Source organism: Paraburkholderia sp. GAS334 (genome assembly GCF_050436625.1).
In the GTDB taxonomy this organism is placed as follows: domain Bacteria; phylum Pseudomonadota; class Gammaproteobacteria; order Burkholderiales; family Burkholderiaceae; genus Paraburkholderia.
This window is the reverse complement of record NZ_JBNDMO010000008.1, coordinates 47048-64939: the sequence shown is the minus strand read 5'-3', so window position 1 is coordinate 64939 and position 17892 is coordinate 47048. Positions and strand designations below refer to the sequence as shown.

19 protein-coding genes and 1 pseudogene are annotated in these 17892 nt (G+C 62.8%); 12 read left to right on the top strand and 8 right to left on the bottom strand.

Going from position 1 to position 17892, the window contains the following annotated elements:
* Positions 1-60: 60 nt before the first annotated feature.
* The 3 genes from lpdA (at position 61) to P3T21_RS16495 (ending at position 3311) form a co-directional block, all read left to right on the top strand.
* Positions 61-1491 carry a dihydrolipoyl dehydrogenase gene (lpdA, locus tag P3T21_RS16505; protein WP_429256999.1) on the top strand — a complete coding sequence of 477 codons (1431 nt, stop codon included), beginning with the start codon at positions 61-63 and terminating at the stop codon, positions 1489-1491.
* A gap of 88 nt (positions 1492-1579) precedes the next feature.
* Positions 1580-2677 carry a cell division protein ZapE gene (zapE, locus tag P3T21_RS16500; RefSeq protein WP_429256998.1) on the top strand — a complete coding sequence of 366 codons (1098 nt, stop codon included), beginning with the start codon at positions 1580-1582 and terminating at the stop codon, positions 2675-2677.
* 154 nt (positions 2678-2831) lie between these two features.
* Positions 2832-3311 carry a transposase gene (locus P3T21_RS16495; RefSeq protein ID WP_429256997.1) on the top strand — a complete coding sequence of 160 codons (480 nt, stop codon included), beginning with the start codon at positions 2832-2834 and terminating at the stop codon, positions 3309-3311.
* A gap of 105 nt (positions 3312-3416) precedes the next feature.
* Here P3T21_RS16495 and P3T21_RS16490 read toward each other — a convergent pair whose 3' ends face one another.
* On the bottom strand, positions 3417-3872 hold the full coding sequence (locus P3T21_RS16490; protein ID WP_429257219.1) for a DUF2147 domain-containing protein: 456 nt from the start codon (positions 3870-3872) through the stop codon (positions 3417-3419).
* Positions 3873-4208: 336 nt separating this feature from the next.
* Here P3T21_RS16490 and P3T21_RS16485 point away from each other — a divergent pair.
* Both P3T21_RS16485 and P3T21_RS16480 read left to right on the top strand, forming a co-directional pair.
* A pseudogene (locus tag P3T21_RS16485) lies at positions 4209-4298 on the top strand (helix-turn-helix domain-containing protein); the annotation flags it as partial.
* A 104-nt stretch (positions 4299-4402) separates the two neighbouring features.
* Complete coding sequence (locus P3T21_RS16480) at positions 4403-5143, top strand: DUF2968 domain-containing protein (protein ID WP_429256996.1); 741 nt, start codon at positions 4403-4405, stop codon at positions 5141-5143.
* 267 nt (positions 5144-5410) lie between these two features.
* Here the strand turns inward: P3T21_RS16480 and P3T21_RS16475 are convergent, their stop codons facing one another.
* The gene (locus P3T21_RS16475; protein WP_429256995.1) at positions 5411-6601 is read right to left on the bottom strand and encodes a low temperature requirement protein A; all 1191 of its coding nucleotides are present in this window, start codon (positions 6599-6601) and stop codon (positions 5411-5413) included.
* Positions 6602-6695: 94 nt separating this feature from the next.
* Complete coding sequence (locus P3T21_RS16470; protein ID WP_429256994.1) at positions 6696-6857, bottom strand: hypothetical protein; 162 nt, start codon at positions 6855-6857, stop codon at positions 6696-6698.
* Between the two features lie 219 nt (positions 6858-7076).
* Between P3T21_RS16470 and P3T21_RS16465 the strand changes: the two genes are divergently transcribed.
* Entirely contained in the window at positions 7077-7325 is a 249-nt protein-coding gene (locus P3T21_RS16465) for a hypothetical protein (RefSeq protein ID WP_429256993.1), read from the top strand.
* A 44-nt stretch (positions 7326-7369) separates the two neighbouring features.
* Here P3T21_RS16465 and hfq read toward each other — a convergent pair whose 3' ends face one another.
* Complete coding sequence (gene hfq / locus P3T21_RS16460; protein ID WP_429256992.1) at positions 7370-7876, bottom strand: RNA chaperone Hfq; 507 nt, start codon at positions 7874-7876, stop codon at positions 7370-7372.
* Between the two features lie 486 nt (positions 7877-8362).
* Between hfq and P3T21_RS16455 the strand changes: the two genes are divergently transcribed.
* The 6 genes from P3T21_RS16455 (at position 8363) to P3T21_RS16430 (ending at position 12661) form a co-directional block, all read left to right on the top strand.
* Complete coding sequence (locus P3T21_RS16455) at positions 8363-8506, top strand: hypothetical protein (RefSeq protein WP_429256991.1); 144 nt, start codon at positions 8363-8365, stop codon at positions 8504-8506.
* A gap of 14 nt (positions 8507-8520) precedes the next feature.
* On the top strand, positions 8521-9054 hold the full coding sequence (locus P3T21_RS16450; protein ID WP_429257218.1) for a sigma-70 family RNA polymerase sigma factor: 534 nt from the start codon (positions 8521-8523) through the stop codon (positions 9052-9054).
* Positions 9054-9854: an anti-sigma factor family protein gene (locus P3T21_RS16445; protein ID WP_429256990.1), complete on the top strand. Its 801-nt coding sequence runs from the start codon at positions 9054-9056 to the stop codon at positions 9852-9854. Before P3T21_RS16450 ends, P3T21_RS16445 begins: the two co-directional genes overlap by 1 nt.
* 159 nt (positions 9855-10013) lie before the next feature.
* Positions 10014-10517 (top strand): hypothetical protein, encoded by a 504-nt coding sequence (locus P3T21_RS16440; RefSeq protein ID WP_429256989.1) that lies wholly within the window; start codon positions 10014-10016, stop codon positions 10515-10517.
* A gap of 104 nt (positions 10518-10621) precedes the next feature.
* Positions 10622-12199, top strand: a complete 1578-nt coding sequence (locus P3T21_RS16435; RefSeq protein WP_429256988.1) for an FAD-binding protein — start codon at positions 10622-10624, stop codon at positions 12197-12199.
* Positions 12200-12256: 57 nt separating this feature from the next.
* Positions 12257-12661, top strand: coding sequence for a hypothetical protein (locus P3T21_RS16430; protein ID WP_429256987.1), 405 nt, complete (start codon positions 12257-12259; stop codon positions 12659-12661).
* Positions 12662-12664: 3 nt separating this feature from the next.
* On the opposite strand, the gene P3T21_RS16425 is transcribed toward P3T21_RS16430, so the two are convergent.
* The 4 genes from P3T21_RS16425 to P3T21_RS16410 all read right to left on the bottom strand — a co-directional run bounded on the left by P3T21_RS16425 (position 12665) and on the right by P3T21_RS16410 (position 17890).
* Positions 12665-13618 (bottom strand): DUF1571 domain-containing protein, encoded by a 954-nt coding sequence (locus P3T21_RS16425; protein ID WP_429256986.1) that lies wholly within the window; start codon positions 13616-13618, stop codon positions 12665-12667.
* 48 nt (positions 13619-13666) lie between these two features.
* On the bottom strand, positions 13667-15469 hold the full coding sequence (locus P3T21_RS16420; RefSeq protein ID WP_429256985.1) for an AMP-binding protein: 1803 nt from the start codon (positions 15467-15469) through the stop codon (positions 13667-13669).
* A gap of 63 nt (positions 15470-15532) precedes the next feature.
* A complete protein-coding gene (locus P3T21_RS16415; protein WP_429256984.1) occupies positions 15533-16834 on the bottom strand; it encodes an acetyl-CoA C-acetyltransferase in 1302 nt (433 codons plus the stop codon).
* A gap of 135 nt (positions 16835-16969) precedes the next feature.
* Positions 16970-17890, bottom strand: a complete 921-nt coding sequence (locus P3T21_RS16410; RefSeq protein WP_429256983.1) for a MaoC family dehydratase — start codon at positions 17888-17890, stop codon at positions 16970-16972.
* Between the last annotated feature and the right edge of the window lie 2 nt (positions 17891-17892).

The window sequence follows — 17892 nt, the reverse complement described above, 5'->3', positions numbered from 1 at the left end:
ACCGGAGCGATGTGCGCCATGAAACATGGCCGCGCATCGCTTCGTCACAAAAGGATTGTCATGTCCAAAGAATTTGATGTCGTCGTGATCGGTGCCGGTCCCGGCGGCTATATCGCAGCGATCCGCGCCGCGCAGCTCGGCAAGTCGGTCGCCTGCATCGAAAAATGGAAGAACCCGGCCGGTACGCTGAAGCTCGGCGGCACGTGCCTGAACGTGGGTTGTATTCCGTCGAAGGCGTTGCTGGCTTCGTCGGAAGAATTCGAAAACGCGCAGCATCACCTCGCCGATCACGGCATCAACGTGTCGGATGTGAAGCTCGATATCACGAAGATGCTGTCGCGCAAGGAAAGCATCGTCGAGAAGATGACGAAGGGCATCGAATTCCTGTTCCGCAAGAACAAGATCACGTGGCTCAAGGGCCACGGCAAATTCACCGGCAAGACGGACGCCGGCGTGCAGATCGAAGTCAGCGGCGAAGGCGAAACCGAAGTTGTCACCGCGAAGAACGTGATCATCGCGACGGGTTCGAAGGCGCGCCATCTGCCGAACGTGCCGGTCGACAACAAGATCGTCGCCGACAATGAAGGCGCGTTGACGTTCGATTCCGTGCCGAAGAAGCTCGCCGTGATCGGCGCAGGCGTGGTCGGCCTGGAACTCGGCTCGGTGTGGCGTCGTCTCGGCGCTGACGTGACGGTGCTCGAAGCGCTGCCGGAATTTCTCGGCGCCGCTGACCAGGCCCTCGCGAAAGAAGCCGCGAAGCAGTTTAAGAAGCAGGGTCTGGATATTCACGTCGGCGTGACGGTCGGCGAAGTGAAGACAACTGACAAGAGCGTCTCGATCGCTTACACGGACAAGGACGGCAACGCGCAGAAGATCGACACTGACCGCCTGATCGTGTCGATCGGCCGCGTGCCGAACACGGACAACCTCGGCCTGGAAGCGATCGGCCTGAAGGCGAATGAGCGCGGCTTCATCGACGTCGACGATCACTGCGCGACGGCAGTGCCGAACGTGTACGCGATCGGTGACGTGGTGCGTGGCCCGATGCTCGCGCACAAGGCGGAAGACGAAGGCGTGCTGGTTGCCGAAATCATCGACGGCCAGAAGCCGCATATCGACTACAACTGCATTCCGTGGGTGATCTACACCGAACCGGAAATCGCGTGGGTCGGCAAGACGGAACAGCAGCTGAAGGCCGAAGGCCGCGAAGTCAGGACGGGCCAGTTCCCGTTTATGGCGAACGGCCGCGCGCTCGGCATCAACAAGGCGGATGGCTTCGTCAAGATGATCGCCGACGCGAAGACCGACGAGCTGCTCGGCGTGCACATCATCTCGGCAAACGCATCGGACCTGATCGCGGAAGCCGTGGTGGCGATGGAGTTCAAGGCGGCGTCGGAAGACATCGGCCGGATCTGCCATCCGCACCCGTCGCTGTCCGAAGTAATGCGTGAAGCTGCGCTGGCTGTCGATAAACGCGCGCTGAACATGTAATGCACGCGGTCAGTTGACCGCACCGGCATCACACAACGAAGGCGGGCGGGTTCACTCCCTCCCGCCTTTCTTTTTTTGCAGCAACACCATGAACGTCACCGAATACTACGAAAAAGAACTGCAGACACGGGGTTATCAATCGGACCCTGCGCAACGCGCGGCGGTCGACCGCCTGCAGCGGTGCTATGAAGAATGGGTCGCGTACAAGTCACGTCGCTCGAACGCGTTCAAGAAGCTGATCATCCATCCGGACCTGCCGCGCGGCGTGTACATGTGGGGCGGCGTCGGGCGCGGCAAGAGCTTCCTGATGGACAGCTTCTTCATGATCGTACCGGTGCAGCGCAAGACGCGTCTGCACTTCCACGAGTTCATGCGCGAAGTGCATCGCGAACTCGAAGAACTGAAAGGGCAGGCCGATCCGCTCGACGAACTCGCGCGACGGGTCGCGAAACGTTACCGGCTCATCTGCTTCGACGAATTCCACGTGTCCGATATTGCGGACGCGATGATCCTGTATCGACTGCTCGACAAGCTGTTCGAGAACGGTGTGCAGTTTGTGATGACGTCCAACTACGATCCGGACACGCTGTATCCCGACGGCCTGCATCGCGACCGCATGCTGCCGGCGATTGAGTTGATCAAGTCGAAGCTCGACGTGATCAATGTCGACGCCGGCATCGACTACCGGCAGCGCACGCTGGCGCAGGTCGAGGTGTATCACACGCCGCTCGGCGCAGCCTCCGACAAGGCGTTGCGCGACGCGTTCTCGCGTCTCGCCGCGGTGCCCGATGAAAGCCCGCTGCTGCATATCGAGAAGCGCGAGCTCAAGGCGCTGCGTCGGGCGGACGGCGTCGTGTGGTTCGACTTCGCGACGCTGTGCGGCGGCCCGCGCTCGCAGAACGATTACCTTGAACTGGCGAGCCGCTTTCACGCGGTGATTCTTTCGGGCGTGCCGCAGATGACGCCGCGCATGCAATCGGAAGCGCGCCGCTTCACGTGGCTTATCGACGTGTTCTACGACCACAAGGTCAAGCTGCTGATGTCGGCCGCGGTGCCGCCGGAACAACTGTACGTCGATGGTCCAATGGCAAACGAGTTCACGCGCACGGTGTCACGGATCGTCGAAATGCAGTCGAAGGAATATCTCGATTCGCCGCGACGCATCGTCGATACGTCGCTGACGTAAGCACGGCGTTGCCACTGGCGTGCGTGGATGATGCACGTCCAGCGCATTCCGCACGGACGTCTCTGTAGCGATTTTCGAGATTCAGATTCTTCTGATTTTCGCGTGCCGGCTGTCTCTATATCTTCTCCTTACGGTTCTGATAAAGGAGAAGCCCGTGACACCTTACCGCGATATTAACGACGAAGAATGGCATCGCATCGCTCCGATGCTGCCCGAACTGCGTCCACGCTCTGAACTGCGTGGACGTCCCCTGGCCAACACACGCTCCGTGCTCAATGGCGTGCTGTGGGTTATCTACAGCGGCGCGACGTGGTCGGCGATGCCGCGTCGCTATCCGTCGTACCAGACGTGCCATCGCCGTTTCAAGGTGTGGCATGAATCGGGCGTGCTCAAGCGCCTGATGGAACAGTTGTATGGCGCAGCCGCGGAAGATCTCTGCGCCATGATGCAGGCCCGCATGCGTGTGCATGCCAATCCGGAGCAGAAGGCGGCACGTCTCGGGTCCGGTTTCGCGCAGCACGCTTCTTCGGGCATGTCGCACGCACAACCGTTCCATGGAGCGGCATCGCAAGGCGCTTCGCAAATCCCTCCGCAGGTTCCTCCATACAAGCTGCCTTACAAGCACGCCGCATGACGAAACCCGACTGCGTTAAACCAGAAAAAAGCGGCCGACGAACATCATCGTCGGCCGCTTTTTTTTTGCGCGTGAAATCTGGATTGCTACCGCACTACGCTGCGCTTATTGCTGGCGAATCCACGTTTGTGAACGTCCGAGCAGCGACACGCCGATATAGCCGCGCACCACCAGTTTCTGGCCGCCGTCTTCCAGGTGCATCTTGCACTTGTACAGCTTGCCGTTCTCCGGATCGAGGATGTGTCCGCCGTCCCAGCCGTCGCCATCTTTTTTCATGTCGTTGATGATCGTCATGCCGAGCATCGGCTGATCCTTGCGCTCGTCCGTGCAAGCCGTGCAGCGACGGTCCGGATTGTCGTTCGGGTTCAGGCCCTTGATGATCTTGCCCATGAGGTTACCGTTGCTGTCAGGGACGATCTGCACGAGGGCTTTCGGTTGACCGGTGTGGTCATCGATGGTTTGCCATGTGCCGACGGCCGTTGCGCTCTGGGCCATCGCAACGACGGCGCTCGCCATCAATACGCCGGCTACGGCGACGTGTTTCGCCGACTTCAGCGCCATCGTGCGGGCGCGCCGGGTCAGATGCGTCAGGTGAGTCATTGTCTTCCTCCTTGTTGAAAATCGTCGCGACCGAAAGTCGCGCGGCGCCGTGGTGAGTGTCAGGCGACGCCATGCCTTGAAAGGGGTCCGGGCAGAATACGTGAAAGCGCGTGCGCCGTTTTATAGTGGAACCTCTAATCAGCGATCAGGCACGCCACTTTCCCGTTGTCAGCATGTGGCAGTCAACGGGTATGAAAACGTGGCGTTGACGCGGGGGGCTGCGCGAAGCGCTTTCGATCGGTGCGTGGGACGTTGCGCGGCGGAAGCGATCGTCGGTCGCAGCAGGTGAGATATGACCGGGCGCGCGTGATTGTCGCGCTGGAGACGAACGGCTGGCGCCGCCAGGACACTGCACGGCACCTCGGCATCAGCCGGAAAGTGTTGTGAGAAAAGATACGCAGGTACCAAATTTTTGATGAAGAACCCGAAACGCGCGAAAGTGAGTAATAATGAGATGGATGACTAAAACAAATGTTCGAGCAAAAAAACATATGGACCATAAGTCAAAAGTTCACCAGTTGAAACTGGCAGGGCTGGCAGGGCTGGTAGTACTCGGGGGGATGCAGGGTGTTTGCGCGCAGACGAGTCCGGATAACAGCGCAAACGTCGCAGTCGCAGGCGAAACTGCCGCACCGCTAGCCGCGGATCCCACGGCGAATTCCGCACTCTCAGCAGCGCCCGTGCAACCCGTCGTGCTGACCGCCGACGAGGCGAAGCAGTCCGCGACAGGCAATGTCGCCGAACTGCAACAGATGATCCACGGATCTGAACTCAGCGAACTGCGCACGACCTACAACGGCAGCTATGGCGCGAGCCTGCTCTTCTACGGCAAGGAGATGACGTGGTACGTCGCCTTGTTCCAGCAGAAGAACTTCTGGCGCGTGATCAAGACGTCGGATGAAGGCCGCGCTGAGGCGATCTATCGCGACTTTGCCCGTCAGACCATCCAGCTTTCCGATGTCGAGATCCGTCGCACGCGACTCGACGCGCAGAAGGCGTTCACGGAACGCATGGTTGCGCTGTCACAGGACCGCGCGAACCGCCTGCTGGCTGACCTGACCGTTGCACGCCAGCAACAGGCCATCGTCGCCGACCAGCAGAAGCAGAATCGCGACGAAGCCGCCGCGCTGCAGACGCAAAAGCTTGCCGCACAGGAACAGTTGCGCTCGGCGCAGCGTCAGGTGCGCGACCTGCAGCGTCAGCTGGAAACCGGTCTGCCGCTTTCGCGCTAAACGCGTAGGGGTCCTGCCGCGGGTTTCCCCCGCGGTGTGGTTCAGCGTGGTTCAGGCACCGAGCTTGCCCCGTCCCGGTTCGCCGTGCGGGGCCTGCTGCGCTCGTGGCCGGGTACGGCGCGGGTTATTCTCGTTTCGCCTGGTTTCGCAAGTCGAGGAGTGCCGTCTCCAGTTTGTTCATTCTCGCGAAGCGGCCGGTGCGCGAGCGCGGACCGGAAAAACGCCCCTGGCGCCATCCCTCTGCCTGAGTTCGGGGCGCACAACGCGCTATTCCGCGCCCACCGTCTCCGCTCGCGCCAGACTGCGCCGCGACACGCTTTCCCACACGGCAACGACGATCATGACCGCGGTTGTGAGGCCGCCCGTCATCAGCAGATCGGTATGGAACGCGAATGGCGTAACGATCGCGAGGAGGGCAAGCCCGACCCAGTGCGACAGCGGAAACCAGCCGTACACGATCCGCTTGTACAGCCCGTTGCCCACGATATAGATTGCCGGTCCGCCGATGAGCAGCCACGCCGTCGCCCATACGATGCGCTGGTCGGGATGCAGGATCACGAGATCGTCGGCGGCTGCGGAGACGATGATCCCGGCGATCAGAACGACATGCACGTAGTGGAAATACGCGGCCATCAGGCCGGGCTCGTCGGACTTCCCGATCGCGCGGCTGCCCGCGCTGCTGCTGGAGTCGAAATACACCCACCACATCGCGACGCTGCCGAGAAAGCACACCAGAAACGCGATGATCGCGGGCGCGCTCCACGCCTCGATGTCCGATAGCGTACCGCCCGTCACCAGCACCGATTCGCCCAGCGCGAGAATCACGAACCCTTGGCAGCGTTCCGCGATATGACCGCCTTCAGCCGAACGCCAATCCGCGGCACCCGAACGGCCGAGACCGGGCAGTGGAAAGCCGAACATCGGTGACAGATATTCGCAGAGCACCGCGACACCCCAGCACGCGAAGCGCGCGGGGCCGTCGAGCAGACCGCCGGCAATCCACGCGACGCCGGAGATCACGAGCCACCCGCAGATACGCCGGAAGTTCGCCGTCAACGCGTGCCGGCCGCCGAGAAAACGCAGCACGACGACACTGCGGCCCACCTGAATCGTCACGTAGCTGATCGCGAACACAAGCCCGCGCTCGCCCCACGCGAGCGGCAGGCTCGCCGCCATCACCATGCCGACCAGCATCACTGCAAACAGCAGCAGCCGCACCTGGATGCGTTCAGGATCGAACCAGTTGGTGACCCAGCACGTGTACTGCCAGCCGAGCCAGACCGCGAACCAGAGAATGAGCGTCTGCAATGCGCCGAACGCGCTCAGGTCGTGGACGAGCCGGTGCGACAGCTGCGTGACCGCGAATGCGTAGATCAGGTCGAAGAACAGTTCGACGTAGGTGACGCGCGCTTCCTGGCCATCGCGTGGACGCAGGAAGCGGGCAGTGCCGGTGGGCATGGTGTCGTTCCTTCTGCTGGGAGCTGGCCGGCCGTCTCGAGGAAAATCGTCCCGGAATTCGTGTGCAACAATCAGCGCGCGTGGCGCGGCGACCTCAGTCTGGCTTCCTTTCGGTGGCCTTGGGCACTTGCCCTTTGTCCTCTTCGGAATGCACGGCGATTGGGTCACTGGCGGGGAAGGTTTCATCGAGCGCCTCGTCGAGACGGGCGTCTGACGGATCGACCGGTTCCGGTGCGCCGGGTTTGGGTTTCGACATGGTAGTGCTCCGCTCGAAGAGGTGGAACGGCCAGCATAGCGCAAAGGCATGCGATGCGAGCAGCCGGCCGTACGACCAGGTTCGCAATGCGTGCCCTGGATGATCGAAGGCTTTCAGCGGAAGCTGAAAAATCGCGCCGCATCGCTCGTCTTCGGTGTGTCACGGTGATGGCACAAGCTGGTGTCATTCGCGTCGACACACGGACAGGGCGACTCTGACATGGACATGAAGACAAAGGGGCCGGCGCAACGCGTTCACGCCTCGCATGTGGTGGAGGCGGAACTGGCGCATCTGGAGTGGGCGACGCGACAACCGGTCGATCGGACGCTGAGCCCTGACTACTGGCAGCGCCGCGTGCTCGCGGTGAAGTACAGGTTTGAATTGACGCCGCAGCAGGGGCAGCGTGTCGAGGCGATCCTGAAGCGTATTGAAGCGATCCTGCAGCGACTCGACAATCGCCTCCGGTAGGCGCCGGCCTGTCGTTTCAGACGAAGACCGGCCGCCCGGGCAGGTTACTCGTTGCCGTTATTGTTGTTGCCGTCACCGTTGCCGGTTCCGAAGAGGCGCCGGCGGCGCGTCACCACAACGGGGCCGTCCGATGCCGGACGATCTGTCCCGGCCGATGAGCCAGTCGAGCTCGACGAACCCGTCGCACCTGAATCCGGAGAAGACGACGACCCCGGACCATAAGCGCCACGCGGCTCACGGGGTTCTCTCGGCTCGCGCGGTTCACGATGGTCGCGCGAACCGTGCGGGCCGCGCGTGGTGTGTTCGCCGTGTGAAGGACGGCCCGCGCGCGGCGCCGGACGGGTGCCGGTGTCGAGCTGGATCGTCGAGATGGCGCGTTTGTAGATGCCCTGCAGGCCAACGGGCGTGCGCAGCATCACCAGATACTGATCGAACGACTCGATGCACCCCGTCAGGCGGATACCATTGACGAGATAAATTTCAACGCGCTTTCTTTCTTTGCGCGCTGCGTTCATGAAGTCGTTTTGCGGATGCGATTCTGCGGAAGGCATGGGCGATTCGGAGGCGGGCAGCGATGCGCCGCGGTCAGTTATAAGAATGGCTACTCGCCGCGATTCTACCCTGTAACCGGATACAAACGCGCTGTGCGGGCGGCCTTACGCCCACTATAACGGCTTGCGGGCCCGGAAGCATCCCTTAAAGTATTGTGTAACGTGTAGTTACGATTTATCGCAATCCGCGCGCGGCGCGGTCCCGCCGTTCGATCCCACCGTTCGGTTCGCCGCACGCCGCGCGGTTCAACGCAGCGAGGCGCGCGGATATCGGAATAAAAGCAGCGCGGGGAACGTTAAGTCTGCATGGTGAGCGTCGGGAGGTCCGGCGCCGCCAGTCTGACCAGCACGAAGAGACCAGAACAGACCGAACCCGTTCGATTCAACCCGACCCCAACCCGGGCGAACCCTCCGGCGCACGCGAAGACCGCACCTCGAGTGGGGCGTCGCGCGTGCCGCCCGGTCCGCGCCAGCAGGAGACGACAGATGAACATGCCTCGCATTCTTTCCACTGCACTCACGATCCTGGTGCTCGCGCTGTCGTCGCTGACGGCGGCGTGTGGCGACATGGCCGCCTCGGGCAGCAGCACGACCAACAGCGGCGGTAGCGGCACCGGCGGCGGTTACTGACGCCCGTGTTGCGCCTGAACGCCCGCCGGGCGAGCTTCGAAGCGGATGTGATTTCGTGGCTCCCGCAGTTGCGCCGCTACGCGCGCGCGCTGACGGGCGATGTCGCGTGGGCGGACGATCTGGTGCAGGACACCGCGGAGCGCGCGCTTGCTCGCTGGACGGCGTTTCGTCCGGACACGAACCTGCGCGCGTGGCTGCTGACGATCCTGCGGCATCTGTACATCGACCAGCTGCGGGTGCGCCGCGAGATTGCCGTCGACGACGAAAGCGCGCCCTGGCGCAATCTGGAGGCGCCGCATGGCGAGGTCGACGGGCTCGTTCTGCGAGATGTTCAGCGGGCGCTGTATTACCTGCCGATCGAGCAACGTGAGGTATTGCTACTGGTGTGTATCGAGGAATTGTCGTATCAGGAAACATCGACGGCACTCGGGGTGCCGATCGGTACAGTGATGTCGCGGCTGTCCCGCGCGCGTGAACACATGCGGGCCCTCCTCACGGAAGGCCCGGCGCGCAGATCCCCGCCGTTGAAGGTAGTGAGAGGCTCGTGATGACAAACGACGAACAACACGACCACGTGCACGATCCCGCGACCGGGCTGGATCCGCGCGCGCTGTCCGCGCTCGTCGACGACGAGTTGCCGGAAGGCGAACGCGCCGCGCTACTGGAGCGGCTTGCTCAGGATCCGGAGGCGGCCAGCCGGATTGCCGGCTACCGGGCGCAGAAGGCCGCGTTGAAGGCGCTGGGCGCGTCGGCAGCGCATAGCGAGCCTCATGTCGTCGTGCTGCGCGCACGCACGCCGTGGTGGCGTCAGGCGGGCATCGCGGCGTGCTGGCTGGCGGTGGGCGCAGGCCTCGCGCTCACGCTCGCACCCATGGCGCCGCGCCTTATCGGTGGCGGGGGCGGCGAGCCGGCTTTTGCGCAGCGCGCCGATATCGCCTACGCCGTGTACACGCCGGAGCGTCGACATCCTGTGGAAGTGGCGGCGGCCGAAGAAGAGCATCTGATCGCGTGGCTCTCGAAGCGGCTGAACCGTTCGCTGTCGGTGCCGTCGCTGCAGGAGTATGGCTACACGCTCGTCGGTGGCCGGCTGTTGCCGGGCGAAGCGGGGCCGGCAGCGCAGTTCATGTACGAGAATCACGCCGGCGCGCGGCTGACGCTTTACGTCACCGCCACGCCGAAGGGCGAAACGGCGTTTCGCCTGTTCCGGGATGGGAATCGTCGTACCTTCTACTGGGTGAGCGACGAAATGGGCTACGCACTTTCTGGTCCGATCTCGGAAGGCAAGCTGCGGACGATCGCGATCGACGTATGCAGTGAACTCGGCGGGCGTCCGGAGTCGTGGCAATAGCGGTGATGGTGGCGTTGGCAGCAGCGACAGCAGGACGAACGCCAGCCTGACATCGCACCAGCAGGACACGGTACAGAGCAGGACAGAACAGACGAAGGCAGAGGACCACGCGGGGATCGGCAAGGACGGCATTGCGGGCCGTCGAGGCAGGGCGGAATCATGCGCAACATCATTGGACTCGGGGCAGTGCTTGGCACCTGCATTGCATGCACGACGCCGGTGGCGTCGCAATCAATGGCGGAGGATCCGCTGAACGATCCGGCGCTGACGTGCCGCACGGTCGTTGGCGAAGCGGAAATCGATGGCGCGATGCAGCAGATCATGGGGCGGGCTTGCCGGCAGCCGGATGGCACCTGGCAGATCGTGCAGGGCACGGATAGCAGTGAGACGGCCATTTACCCCGTCCCGGCGTATCCGTACTATCCGTATTATCCGTATTACGACCCGTGGTACTGGGGGCCGCCGGTGACGATCGGCGTCGGAGCGTCGTTTATCTTCGTCGATCATTTTCATCACTTCCATCACATGGACCACGTCCATTTCAGTCATCCGTCGAATGGGATGGGCATGCGTGGCGGCTTTCGCGGCACCGGCGGTGGGTCTCACGGAATGGGCGGCATGCGGCAATTCGGCGGCATGTCGGGTGGTGGCCGGCGACATTAGCGCAAGACGTCCCACTCGCGCAGGCGATCGCCCCGGCCGCTGACGATGTAGATGGCCGGCGTCGATGACGGTCGACGGTCGCCGGTCGCGTCGAGGAGGGCGACTTGAGCCGCGTATTGCCGCCGGGTGTTTCCGAAGCGAACTTCGATCGCGCGCTCGCTGCGTGGGCGGCGATCGTCGGTGCGCCGAATGTCGTGTCGTCATCGACGGGTCTCGCGCCGTATCGCGATCCGTTTGCGCTGGGGCCGGCGTTTGATTTCGCTGCATCGGCGGTGTTGCTGCCGGCTTCCGTCGACGAAATCCGCGCCGTGCTGCGCGTCGCCAACCAGTATCGCATTCCGCTGTGGACCGTTTCGACCGGGCGCAACTTCGCGTACGGCGGCGCGGCGCCACGTCTTGCCGGTGCCGTCGTGCTCGATCTGCAGCGGATGAACCGCGTCATTCATGTCGACGAATCGCTCGCGTATGCGCTCGTCGAACCCGGCGTCAGCTATTTCGATCTGCACACGTATCTGCGCAACAACGGCTACCGGCTGTGGGTCGATCCGCCGGCAGCAGGCTGGGGCAGCGTGATCGGCAATACACTGGAACGCGGTTTCGGCTACACGTCATATGGCGATCACGCCGCGACGCAATGCGGAATGGAAGTCGTGCTCGCAAACGGCGACGTGGTGCGCACCGGCATGGGCGGTATCGAGATCGGTACTTCATGGCAGTTGTACAAGCCCGGCTACGGGCCATCGTTCGACGCGATGTTCATGCAGTCGAACTACGGCATCGTCACGAAGATGGGCGTGTGGCTGATGCCGGCGCCGCCTTCGTATCTGCTCGGCGAATTCCAGTTTCGCAACGAGAGCGATCTGGAGACGATCGTCGAAACGTTGCGGCCATTGCGGCTCGACGACACGATCCGCAATCACGCGGTGATCGAAGGCGCGATCCGGCGCGCGGCGAGCCTCGCGCCGCGCGCGCAGTATTACGACGGCGCTGGACCGATGCCGGAGAGCGCCGTTGTGGCGATGATCGACCGCCTTCACATCGGCCGCTGGAACCTGCATTTTGCGTTGTACGGCTCTCAGGACATCATCGACGCGCAGTACGCCAGTGTGCATCGCGCGTTTGCGCGCGTGCCGGGCGCGGTGCTGTCGGCAGCGCGTTATGCGGGCGATGCGCAACCCACCGGTGGTGGCGATCGCAATCTTGCCGGCATTCCGGCGATGAGCGCGTTTCGCATGCTCGACTGGCGCGGCGGCGCGGGCGCGCATGTGGATTTTTCGCCGGTGTGCCCGGCGACCGGCCGCGACGCGATGCGTCAATACACGATGGTGAAGGCACGCGCGGCAGAGTATGGCTTCGACTACTACGGCGGCTTTACGGCGGGCACGCGTCACCTGCATCACATCTTCGCGGCGATTTTCGATCGCAACGACGCGCAGCAGTCGGAAGTGGCGGGCGATCTCCTGCGCGCGTTGATGAGCGATGCACGGGCAGCGGGCTATGGCGAATATCGCGCGCATCTGGCGTACATGGATTTTGCCGCGGCACAGTACAGCTTCAACGACGGGGCGATGCTGCGCCTTTCGGAAACGATCAAGGATGCGCTCGATCCGGGTGGCATTCTGTCGCCGGGCAAGCAGGGCATCTGGCCGCGAGCGTGGCGTGGAAAGCGGGGTTATACGTGAGCGTGCGCATGGAGTACGACGAGCGCGCGTAAGCGCTTCGAATGCAGGGAGCTAACGATGGACCGACGTGCGTTCATGACGCGCAGTGCGTTGCTCACCGCGGCGGGCTGCGTGACGCCCGCTATCGCGCATGCGACCCGGACGCCGGGCGCAATCGCGGTGTTCGATTCAACGCTCGCACAGGGCCGCGCGCTGGCTGATCACGCGGCACACATCGGTATGCCCGCGTTCGATACGGGCGACGATATCGGTGCGCTCTGGTACACCACGCTCGCGCCACATCTCGCGCGAACGCGCGGGTTGCTGATCGGCGTGACGCGTCACGCTGACTATTTCGTGCTGACGCAGTTTTTGGCGCACAGGATAGATGCCGTGCAGTTACAACGAGCCGGGTCGAGCAGGATGGATCCAGCCGAAACCCCTGTCTTCATCATCGACTGCGCATCCGCTCGCGCGACGTGAAGTCTAGAATTTGTAGCCCGGATTTTTCGGATCGAACGTCGGCATGTCGAAGGTCTTCGGCGTGACGGTTTCGAAGACGATCTTCTCGAAGATCCGGCCTTCGTTATCGTAAGACTCGACGCTCCTGAACCACGGACGACGCAGATCGAGCCCGAGCGTTTCCTTCTTCGCGTAGAACGTCGGCTGGCCGCTGGGCGCTTCGTAGGTGAAGGCGACCACGCGCACGCCGCCGATGGTTTTCACTTCGATCTGGTTCGGCCGCGTAATGCCGGCGTTGGCAAACTTCTGGCCTTCCGCCAGAAACTGCTGCGCGATGAATTCGGTGCCGAGATCGCGCACCTGATGGTTCGACTGGGCGTGTACAAACGCCCCGTTCAGCGACGTCCACATCGGCATCACATTCAGCAGGCCGCCAAGGTGCCCGTACATTTCGTCGCTGCGCTTCGATTCGTCGTAGATGATTTCCTGACCCGCGTGCGCGCCATCGGGTAGCCATTTCGCGTAGATCCGCAGCGGCTCGCGCGTGAGACGCACCAGCATGTGATCGGGCTGTTCGGGCCAGACGCCCCGGATGCGCTCCTGCCTCGCCATCGTGAACTCATACGACGGATAGCCGTTTGGCCCTTCCTTGATGTAACGCGGCACTGTCAGCGAATCGAGCGACTGGAACAGCGCGAGCAACTGGGCGTCGTCGAGCTTTTCCAGCGCGCCACTTTGCGACGCGCGGCGCAGCCAGCGCACCTGCTGATCCACAGACAGCTTGCGGACCTGCGCCGGCGAGACCGAAGGCGCTTTTGAATCAGCGGCGAAGGGCGGCGGGGTGTCGCTCTGCGCGATCGCCACGCCTGACACGACCCCCGCGTACATCAGAACCCCGCATGCAGCGAAGCGAAACAGTCGCCGGATGAACCGGGCATGCGGTGCAGTGCGCGTCTCTCGATGCATCGGATACTTCATCAAGCTCTCCCGAATCAAGGCCGGTGCGCGCTGTCCACCGCGGCGCCTTCACTCCGGCTTCTGCTTTGCCATTTCCTCGTCGCGCAACTGGCGACGCAGGATTTTGCCGACGTTGGTTTGCGGCAGTTCATCACGGAACTCGACGACCTTCGGTACCTTGTAGCCCGTCAGCTGTTTGCGGCAATGCGCGATGATCTGTTCCTGCGTCAGCGAGCGATTGCGCGGCACGATGAACACCTTGATGCGTTCGCCCTGCGCGGCATCGGGAATGCCGATGGCCGCGACTTCGCGCACATCCGGATGCATCGCGATCACGTCTTCCACTTCGTTTGGATACACGTTGAAGCCGGACACGAGAATCATGTCCTTCTTGCGATCGATCAGCCGCATGAAACCGCGCGAATCCATCACACCGATGTCGCCAGTGGCAAGCCAGCCGTCTTCGTCGAACACCTTCGCGGTCTCGTCCGGACGGTTCCAGTAACCCTTCATCACCTGCGGACCCTTCACGCACAGTTCGCCCGCTTCACCTACGTTGGCCCACGTGCCATCGTCTTTCTTGAAGCGCACCTGAGTAGAGGGCGCAGGCAGGCCGATCGAGCCTTCGAAATCTTGCATGTGTTTCAGGTCGACAGGATTCATCGAGACGATCGGCGAGCACTCGGTGAGCCCGTAGCCTTCGATGATCGGTTGACCGGTTACCGCCTTGAAGCGATCGGCGACGGCCTTCTGTGTCGCCATGCCGCCTGCCATCGCGAGCTTCAGGTTCGAGAAATCGCGCTTTCTGAATTCCTCGTTGTCGAGGAATGCGTTGTAGAGCGTATTCACCGCCGTGATGCCGGTAAACTTCTCGTGGCGGATGATCATCATCACGCGCTTCACGTCGCGCGGATTCGCGATCAGGATGTTGCGGCCGCCGAGCCCCATGAAGATCAGCGCGTTCACCGTTAGCGAGAAGATGTGATAAAGCGGCAAGGGCGTCAGCACGGTCTCGGCGTCGCCCGTCAACTGGCCCGCGGACCACGCCTTCGCCTGCAGCACGTTTGCAATGACGTTGCGGTGCGTGAGCATCGCGCCTTTCGCGACGCCCGTCGTGCCGCCCGTGTATTGCAGGAAGGCGATATCGTTGTGCGTCGGATGCACGGGCGTGAGCGGGCGCGTGTAGCCGTTCGCGAGTGCATCGAGCAGTTTCACCGCTTTGGGCAGGTGATACGCCGGCACCATTTTCTTCACGTGGCGCAGCATGAAATTGATCATGCGGCCCTTGAGATTCAGCCCATCGGCGAGCAGATCGCCAAGGCCGGTCACGATCACGTTCTGCACCTTCGTGCCGGGCAGCGCTTCTTCGACGACCTTCGCGAAGTTCTCGAACACGATGATCGTCTGCGCGCCGCTGTCCTTCAACTGATGCGCAAGCTCGCGCACCGTGTAGAGCGGATTCACATTGACCACGACCGCACCGGACTTGAGCACGCCAAAGAGCGAAACCGGGTATTGAAACGTGTTCGGCAGCATGATCGCAACACGATCGCCGGGCTTCACGCCGATGCCTTGCAGATACGCGGCGAGCGCGGCCGCCTTGCGAGCGAGTTCGCCATACGTCATGTCTTCGCCGACGCTCACATAGGCCACACGCTCGCGAAACTGAGCGACGCATTCATCGAAAAACTGCACCAGCGATTCGTACTGGTTGACATCGATTTCGCGCGGCACGTTGGGCGGATATGATTCGTACCAGATGCCGTCGGTGTGCGGCGCCTTCGACACGTTTGACACGTTAGGTGCCGCTCCGGCCGCGGCGTCCGGCGAAGGGGTCGCGCCCGTCGATGGCGTTTGCGTGGTCTGGGTCATCGCTTGTCTCCTGAAGCTGACTGTATTTTTGTGGTTTGCATTTTAATGCTCACATTGGTCCCGCTAGCGCTCGAGTATCGCAACAACGCCCTGGCCGCCTGCCGCGCAGATCGAGATCAGTCCACGCGCGGTGCCTGCAGGTTTGTCGAGCTGCGCGAGCAGCTTCGCGAGTCCTGCAATGATGCGCCCGCCCGTCGCCGCAAAAGGATGGCCGGTCGCGAGGGAGCTGCCATTCACATTCAGCCTGGCGCGATCGATTGTACCGAGCGGACCGGCCAGGCCGAGTTGCGTGCGGCAATATTCGTCATCCTGCCACGCCGCGAGCGTGCAGAGCACCTGTGCGGCAAAAGCCTCGTGAATTTCGTAGAAGTCGAAGTCCTGCAATGTCAGCCCGGCGCGCGCAAGCATGCGCGGCACCGCATAGGCGGGGGCCATCAGCAGACCTTCCTTCCTGTCGAAGAAGTCGACGGCAGCGGTCTCCGACCACGTCAGATACGCGAGCACGGGCAGACTGCGCGCAGCCGCCCACGCTTCGCTTGCGAGCAGCACGGCCGATGCGCCATCGGTGAGTGGCGTCGAGTTGCCAGCAGTCAGCGTGCCCGCATCGCGATCGAACACCGGCTTGAGGCCCGCGAGTTTTTCGGCTGTGAGATCGGCGCGCAGGTTATTGTCGCGCGTGAGGCCGCGGTAGGGCGTCATCAGGTCGTTGAGAAACCCGCGACGGTACGCATCCGACAGCTTGCTGTGGCTGTCGAACGCGAGCGCATCCTGCGCTTCGCGTGGTATCGCCCAGCGTTTTGCCATCAGTTCGCAATGTTCGCCCATTGAAAGGCCCGTACGCGGTTCGCCATTTCGCGGCAACAGCGGCTTGAAAAACATCTGTGGGCGCAGCTTCGTCAGCGCGCTGACGCGCTGGCCCGTCGTCTTGCCGCGATTCACTTCGAGCAGGATCTTGCGCATCCGTTCGTTGACGCCGATCGGCGCGTCCGAGGTCGTATCGACGCCGCCTGCAATGCCCGCTTCGATCTGCCCGAGTGCGATCTTGTTCGCGACGAGGATCGCGGCTTCGAGACCCGTGCCGCAGGCCTGCTGCACCTCGTACGCGGGCGTTTCCTTCGCGAGTGTGGTGGACAGCACCGATTCGCGCGTCAGGTTGAAATCGCGTGAATGTTTGATGACCGCGCCCGCGGCGACTTCGCCGAGGCGCACGCCGTGCAGGTTGAAGCGGTCGATCAGGCCCTGCAGCGTGAAAGTCAGCATGTCCTGGTTCGATGCGGTCGCGTAGGCGGTATTTGACCGCGCAAACGGAATCCGGTTGCCGCCGATAATGGCGACGCGCCGCACGGCAGGAAGCGGGTGAGACATGCTCGGCTCCTTCGGGTCATGCCCTGATTATCGACTGGTTCAAACGAACGCGGCAGATCATGCGCAATCGCCGCTGAAAAAGCAGTAACGAAAACGGGGGGGCGTTGATTCCACTTTTTGCGCGGGCGCACGCGCTCATTGCAGCGTCCACTGAAGTCGTGCGCGTAGATGCGGCTTCTCGCCGGCGATATCGCGCACTTCGAGTTCTCGCGTGGTGGAGGCCGGCGAAGCGGTCCACAGCGATGCATCACATGGCAGCAACATCGGCAGCTTGAACTCACCGCTGATCGTCGCATCCGCGAGGCGTTTCGGCGGTTGCAATGCGGCCGCGGCACGCGCCAGCGTCCACATGCCGTGCGCGATCGCACGTGGAAAGCCGAATACGCGTGCGGACAGCGCGCTCAGGTGAATCGGGTTGTAATCGCCGGATGCCTTCGCATAGTCGCGGCCGAGCTGCGGTGGCAACTGCCAGCGCGCGTGCCGGAGGAGTGCGGCGCGATCGATTTCCAGCGGCGCGAGCATCGAACCGTCCGCCCCGTTCGACCCAACACCGCGCTTCAGATAGACACTGTCGCCATCCCATACCGCTTCGCCGCGTCGATAGAGGCGGGAGTGCAGCACGAACGCCTGCCCTTTCTCGTGCCGCAACAACGCGCCAAACTCGACTTCGACCCGCAGCACCTCGCCGGAATACAGCGGCTTGCGCAGATGCACGCTGTTCGCGAGATGCACGAGGCCGAGCGCGGGCCATGGGAAGGCCGGGTCGGTGAGCATCAGTAAATGCAGCGGGAATGCGAGCAGATGCGGAAACGTAAAAGGCAGACCCTGCTCGGGAATGAAGCCGCAGACGCGCATATAGCGATCGATCTCCGCCTGTTCGAGCGTGACGGCCGGACGCACGAGCCGCAGCGGCGGCAAGTGCGTCGCACGGCCGCGCTTGATCACACCGGATAACGCCCGCCCGTAAAGCGTGGCAGGCTTCGGCAGGCGTTCGATGACAACGGTCTTCGGACGCGTTACGCCCGGTGTCGCGCCGAAACCGGAAGGCTCGACCATGA

Bases quoted from the DNA above. Each gene is read 5' to 3' on its own strand.
- hfq (WP_429256992.1), bottom strand. From the start codon at position 7,876: ATGCCTTCCGCAGAATCGCATCCGCAAAACGACTTCATGAACGCAGCG.
- zapE (WP_429256998.1), top strand. From the start codon at position 1,580: ATGAACGTCACCGAATACTACGAAAAAGAACTGCAGACACGGGGTTAT.
- P3T21_RS16420 (WP_429256985.1), bottom strand. From the start codon at position 15,469: ATGACCCAGACCACGCAAACGCCATCGACGGGCGCGACCCCTTCGCCG.
- P3T21_RS16475 (WP_429256995.1), bottom strand. From the start codon at position 6,601: ATGCCCACCGGCACTGCCCGCTTCCTGCGTCCACGCGATGGCCAGGAA.
- P3T21_RS16465 (WP_429256993.1), top strand. From the start codon at position 7,077: ATGGACATGAAGACAAAGGGGCCGGCGCAACGCGTTCACGCCTCGCAT.
- P3T21_RS16470 (WP_429256994.1), bottom strand. From the start codon at position 6,857: ATGTCGAAACCCAAACCCGGCGCACCGGAACCGGTCGATCCGTCAGAC.
- P3T21_RS16410 (WP_429256983.1), bottom strand. From the start codon at position 17,890: ATGGTCGAGCCTTCCGGTTTCGGCGCGACACCGGGCGTAACGCGTCCG.
- P3T21_RS16445 (WP_429256990.1), top strand. From the start codon at position 9,054: ATGACAAACGACGAACAACACGACCACGTGCACGATCCCGCGACCGGG.
- P3T21_RS16490 (WP_429257219.1), bottom strand. From the start codon at position 3,872: ATGGCGCTGAAGTCGGCGAAACACGTCGCCGTAGCCGGCGTATTGATG.
- P3T21_RS16425 (WP_429256986.1), bottom strand. From the start codon at position 13,618: ATGAAGTATCCGATGCATCGAGAGACGCGCACTGCACCGCATGCCCGG.
- P3T21_RS16430 (WP_429256987.1), top strand. From the start codon at position 12,257: ATGGACCGACGTGCGTTCATGACGCGCAGTGCGTTGCTCACCGCGGCG.
- lpdA (WP_429256999.1), top strand. From the start codon at position 61: ATGTCCAAAGAATTTGATGTCGTCGTGATCGGTGCCGGTCCCGGCGGC.
- P3T21_RS16440 (WP_429256989.1), top strand. From the start codon at position 10,014: ATGCGCAACATCATTGGACTCGGGGCAGTGCTTGGCACCTGCATTGCA.
- P3T21_RS16455 (WP_429256991.1), top strand. From the start codon at position 8,363: ATGAACATGCCTCGCATTCTTTCCACTGCACTCACGATCCTGGTGCTC.
- P3T21_RS16415 (WP_429256984.1), bottom strand. From the start codon at position 16,834: ATGTCTCACCCGCTTCCTGCCGTGCGGCGCGTCGCCATTATCGGCGGC.
- P3T21_RS16480 (WP_429256996.1), top strand. From the start codon at position 4,403: ATGGACCATAAGTCAAAAGTTCACCAGTTGAAACTGGCAGGGCTGGCA.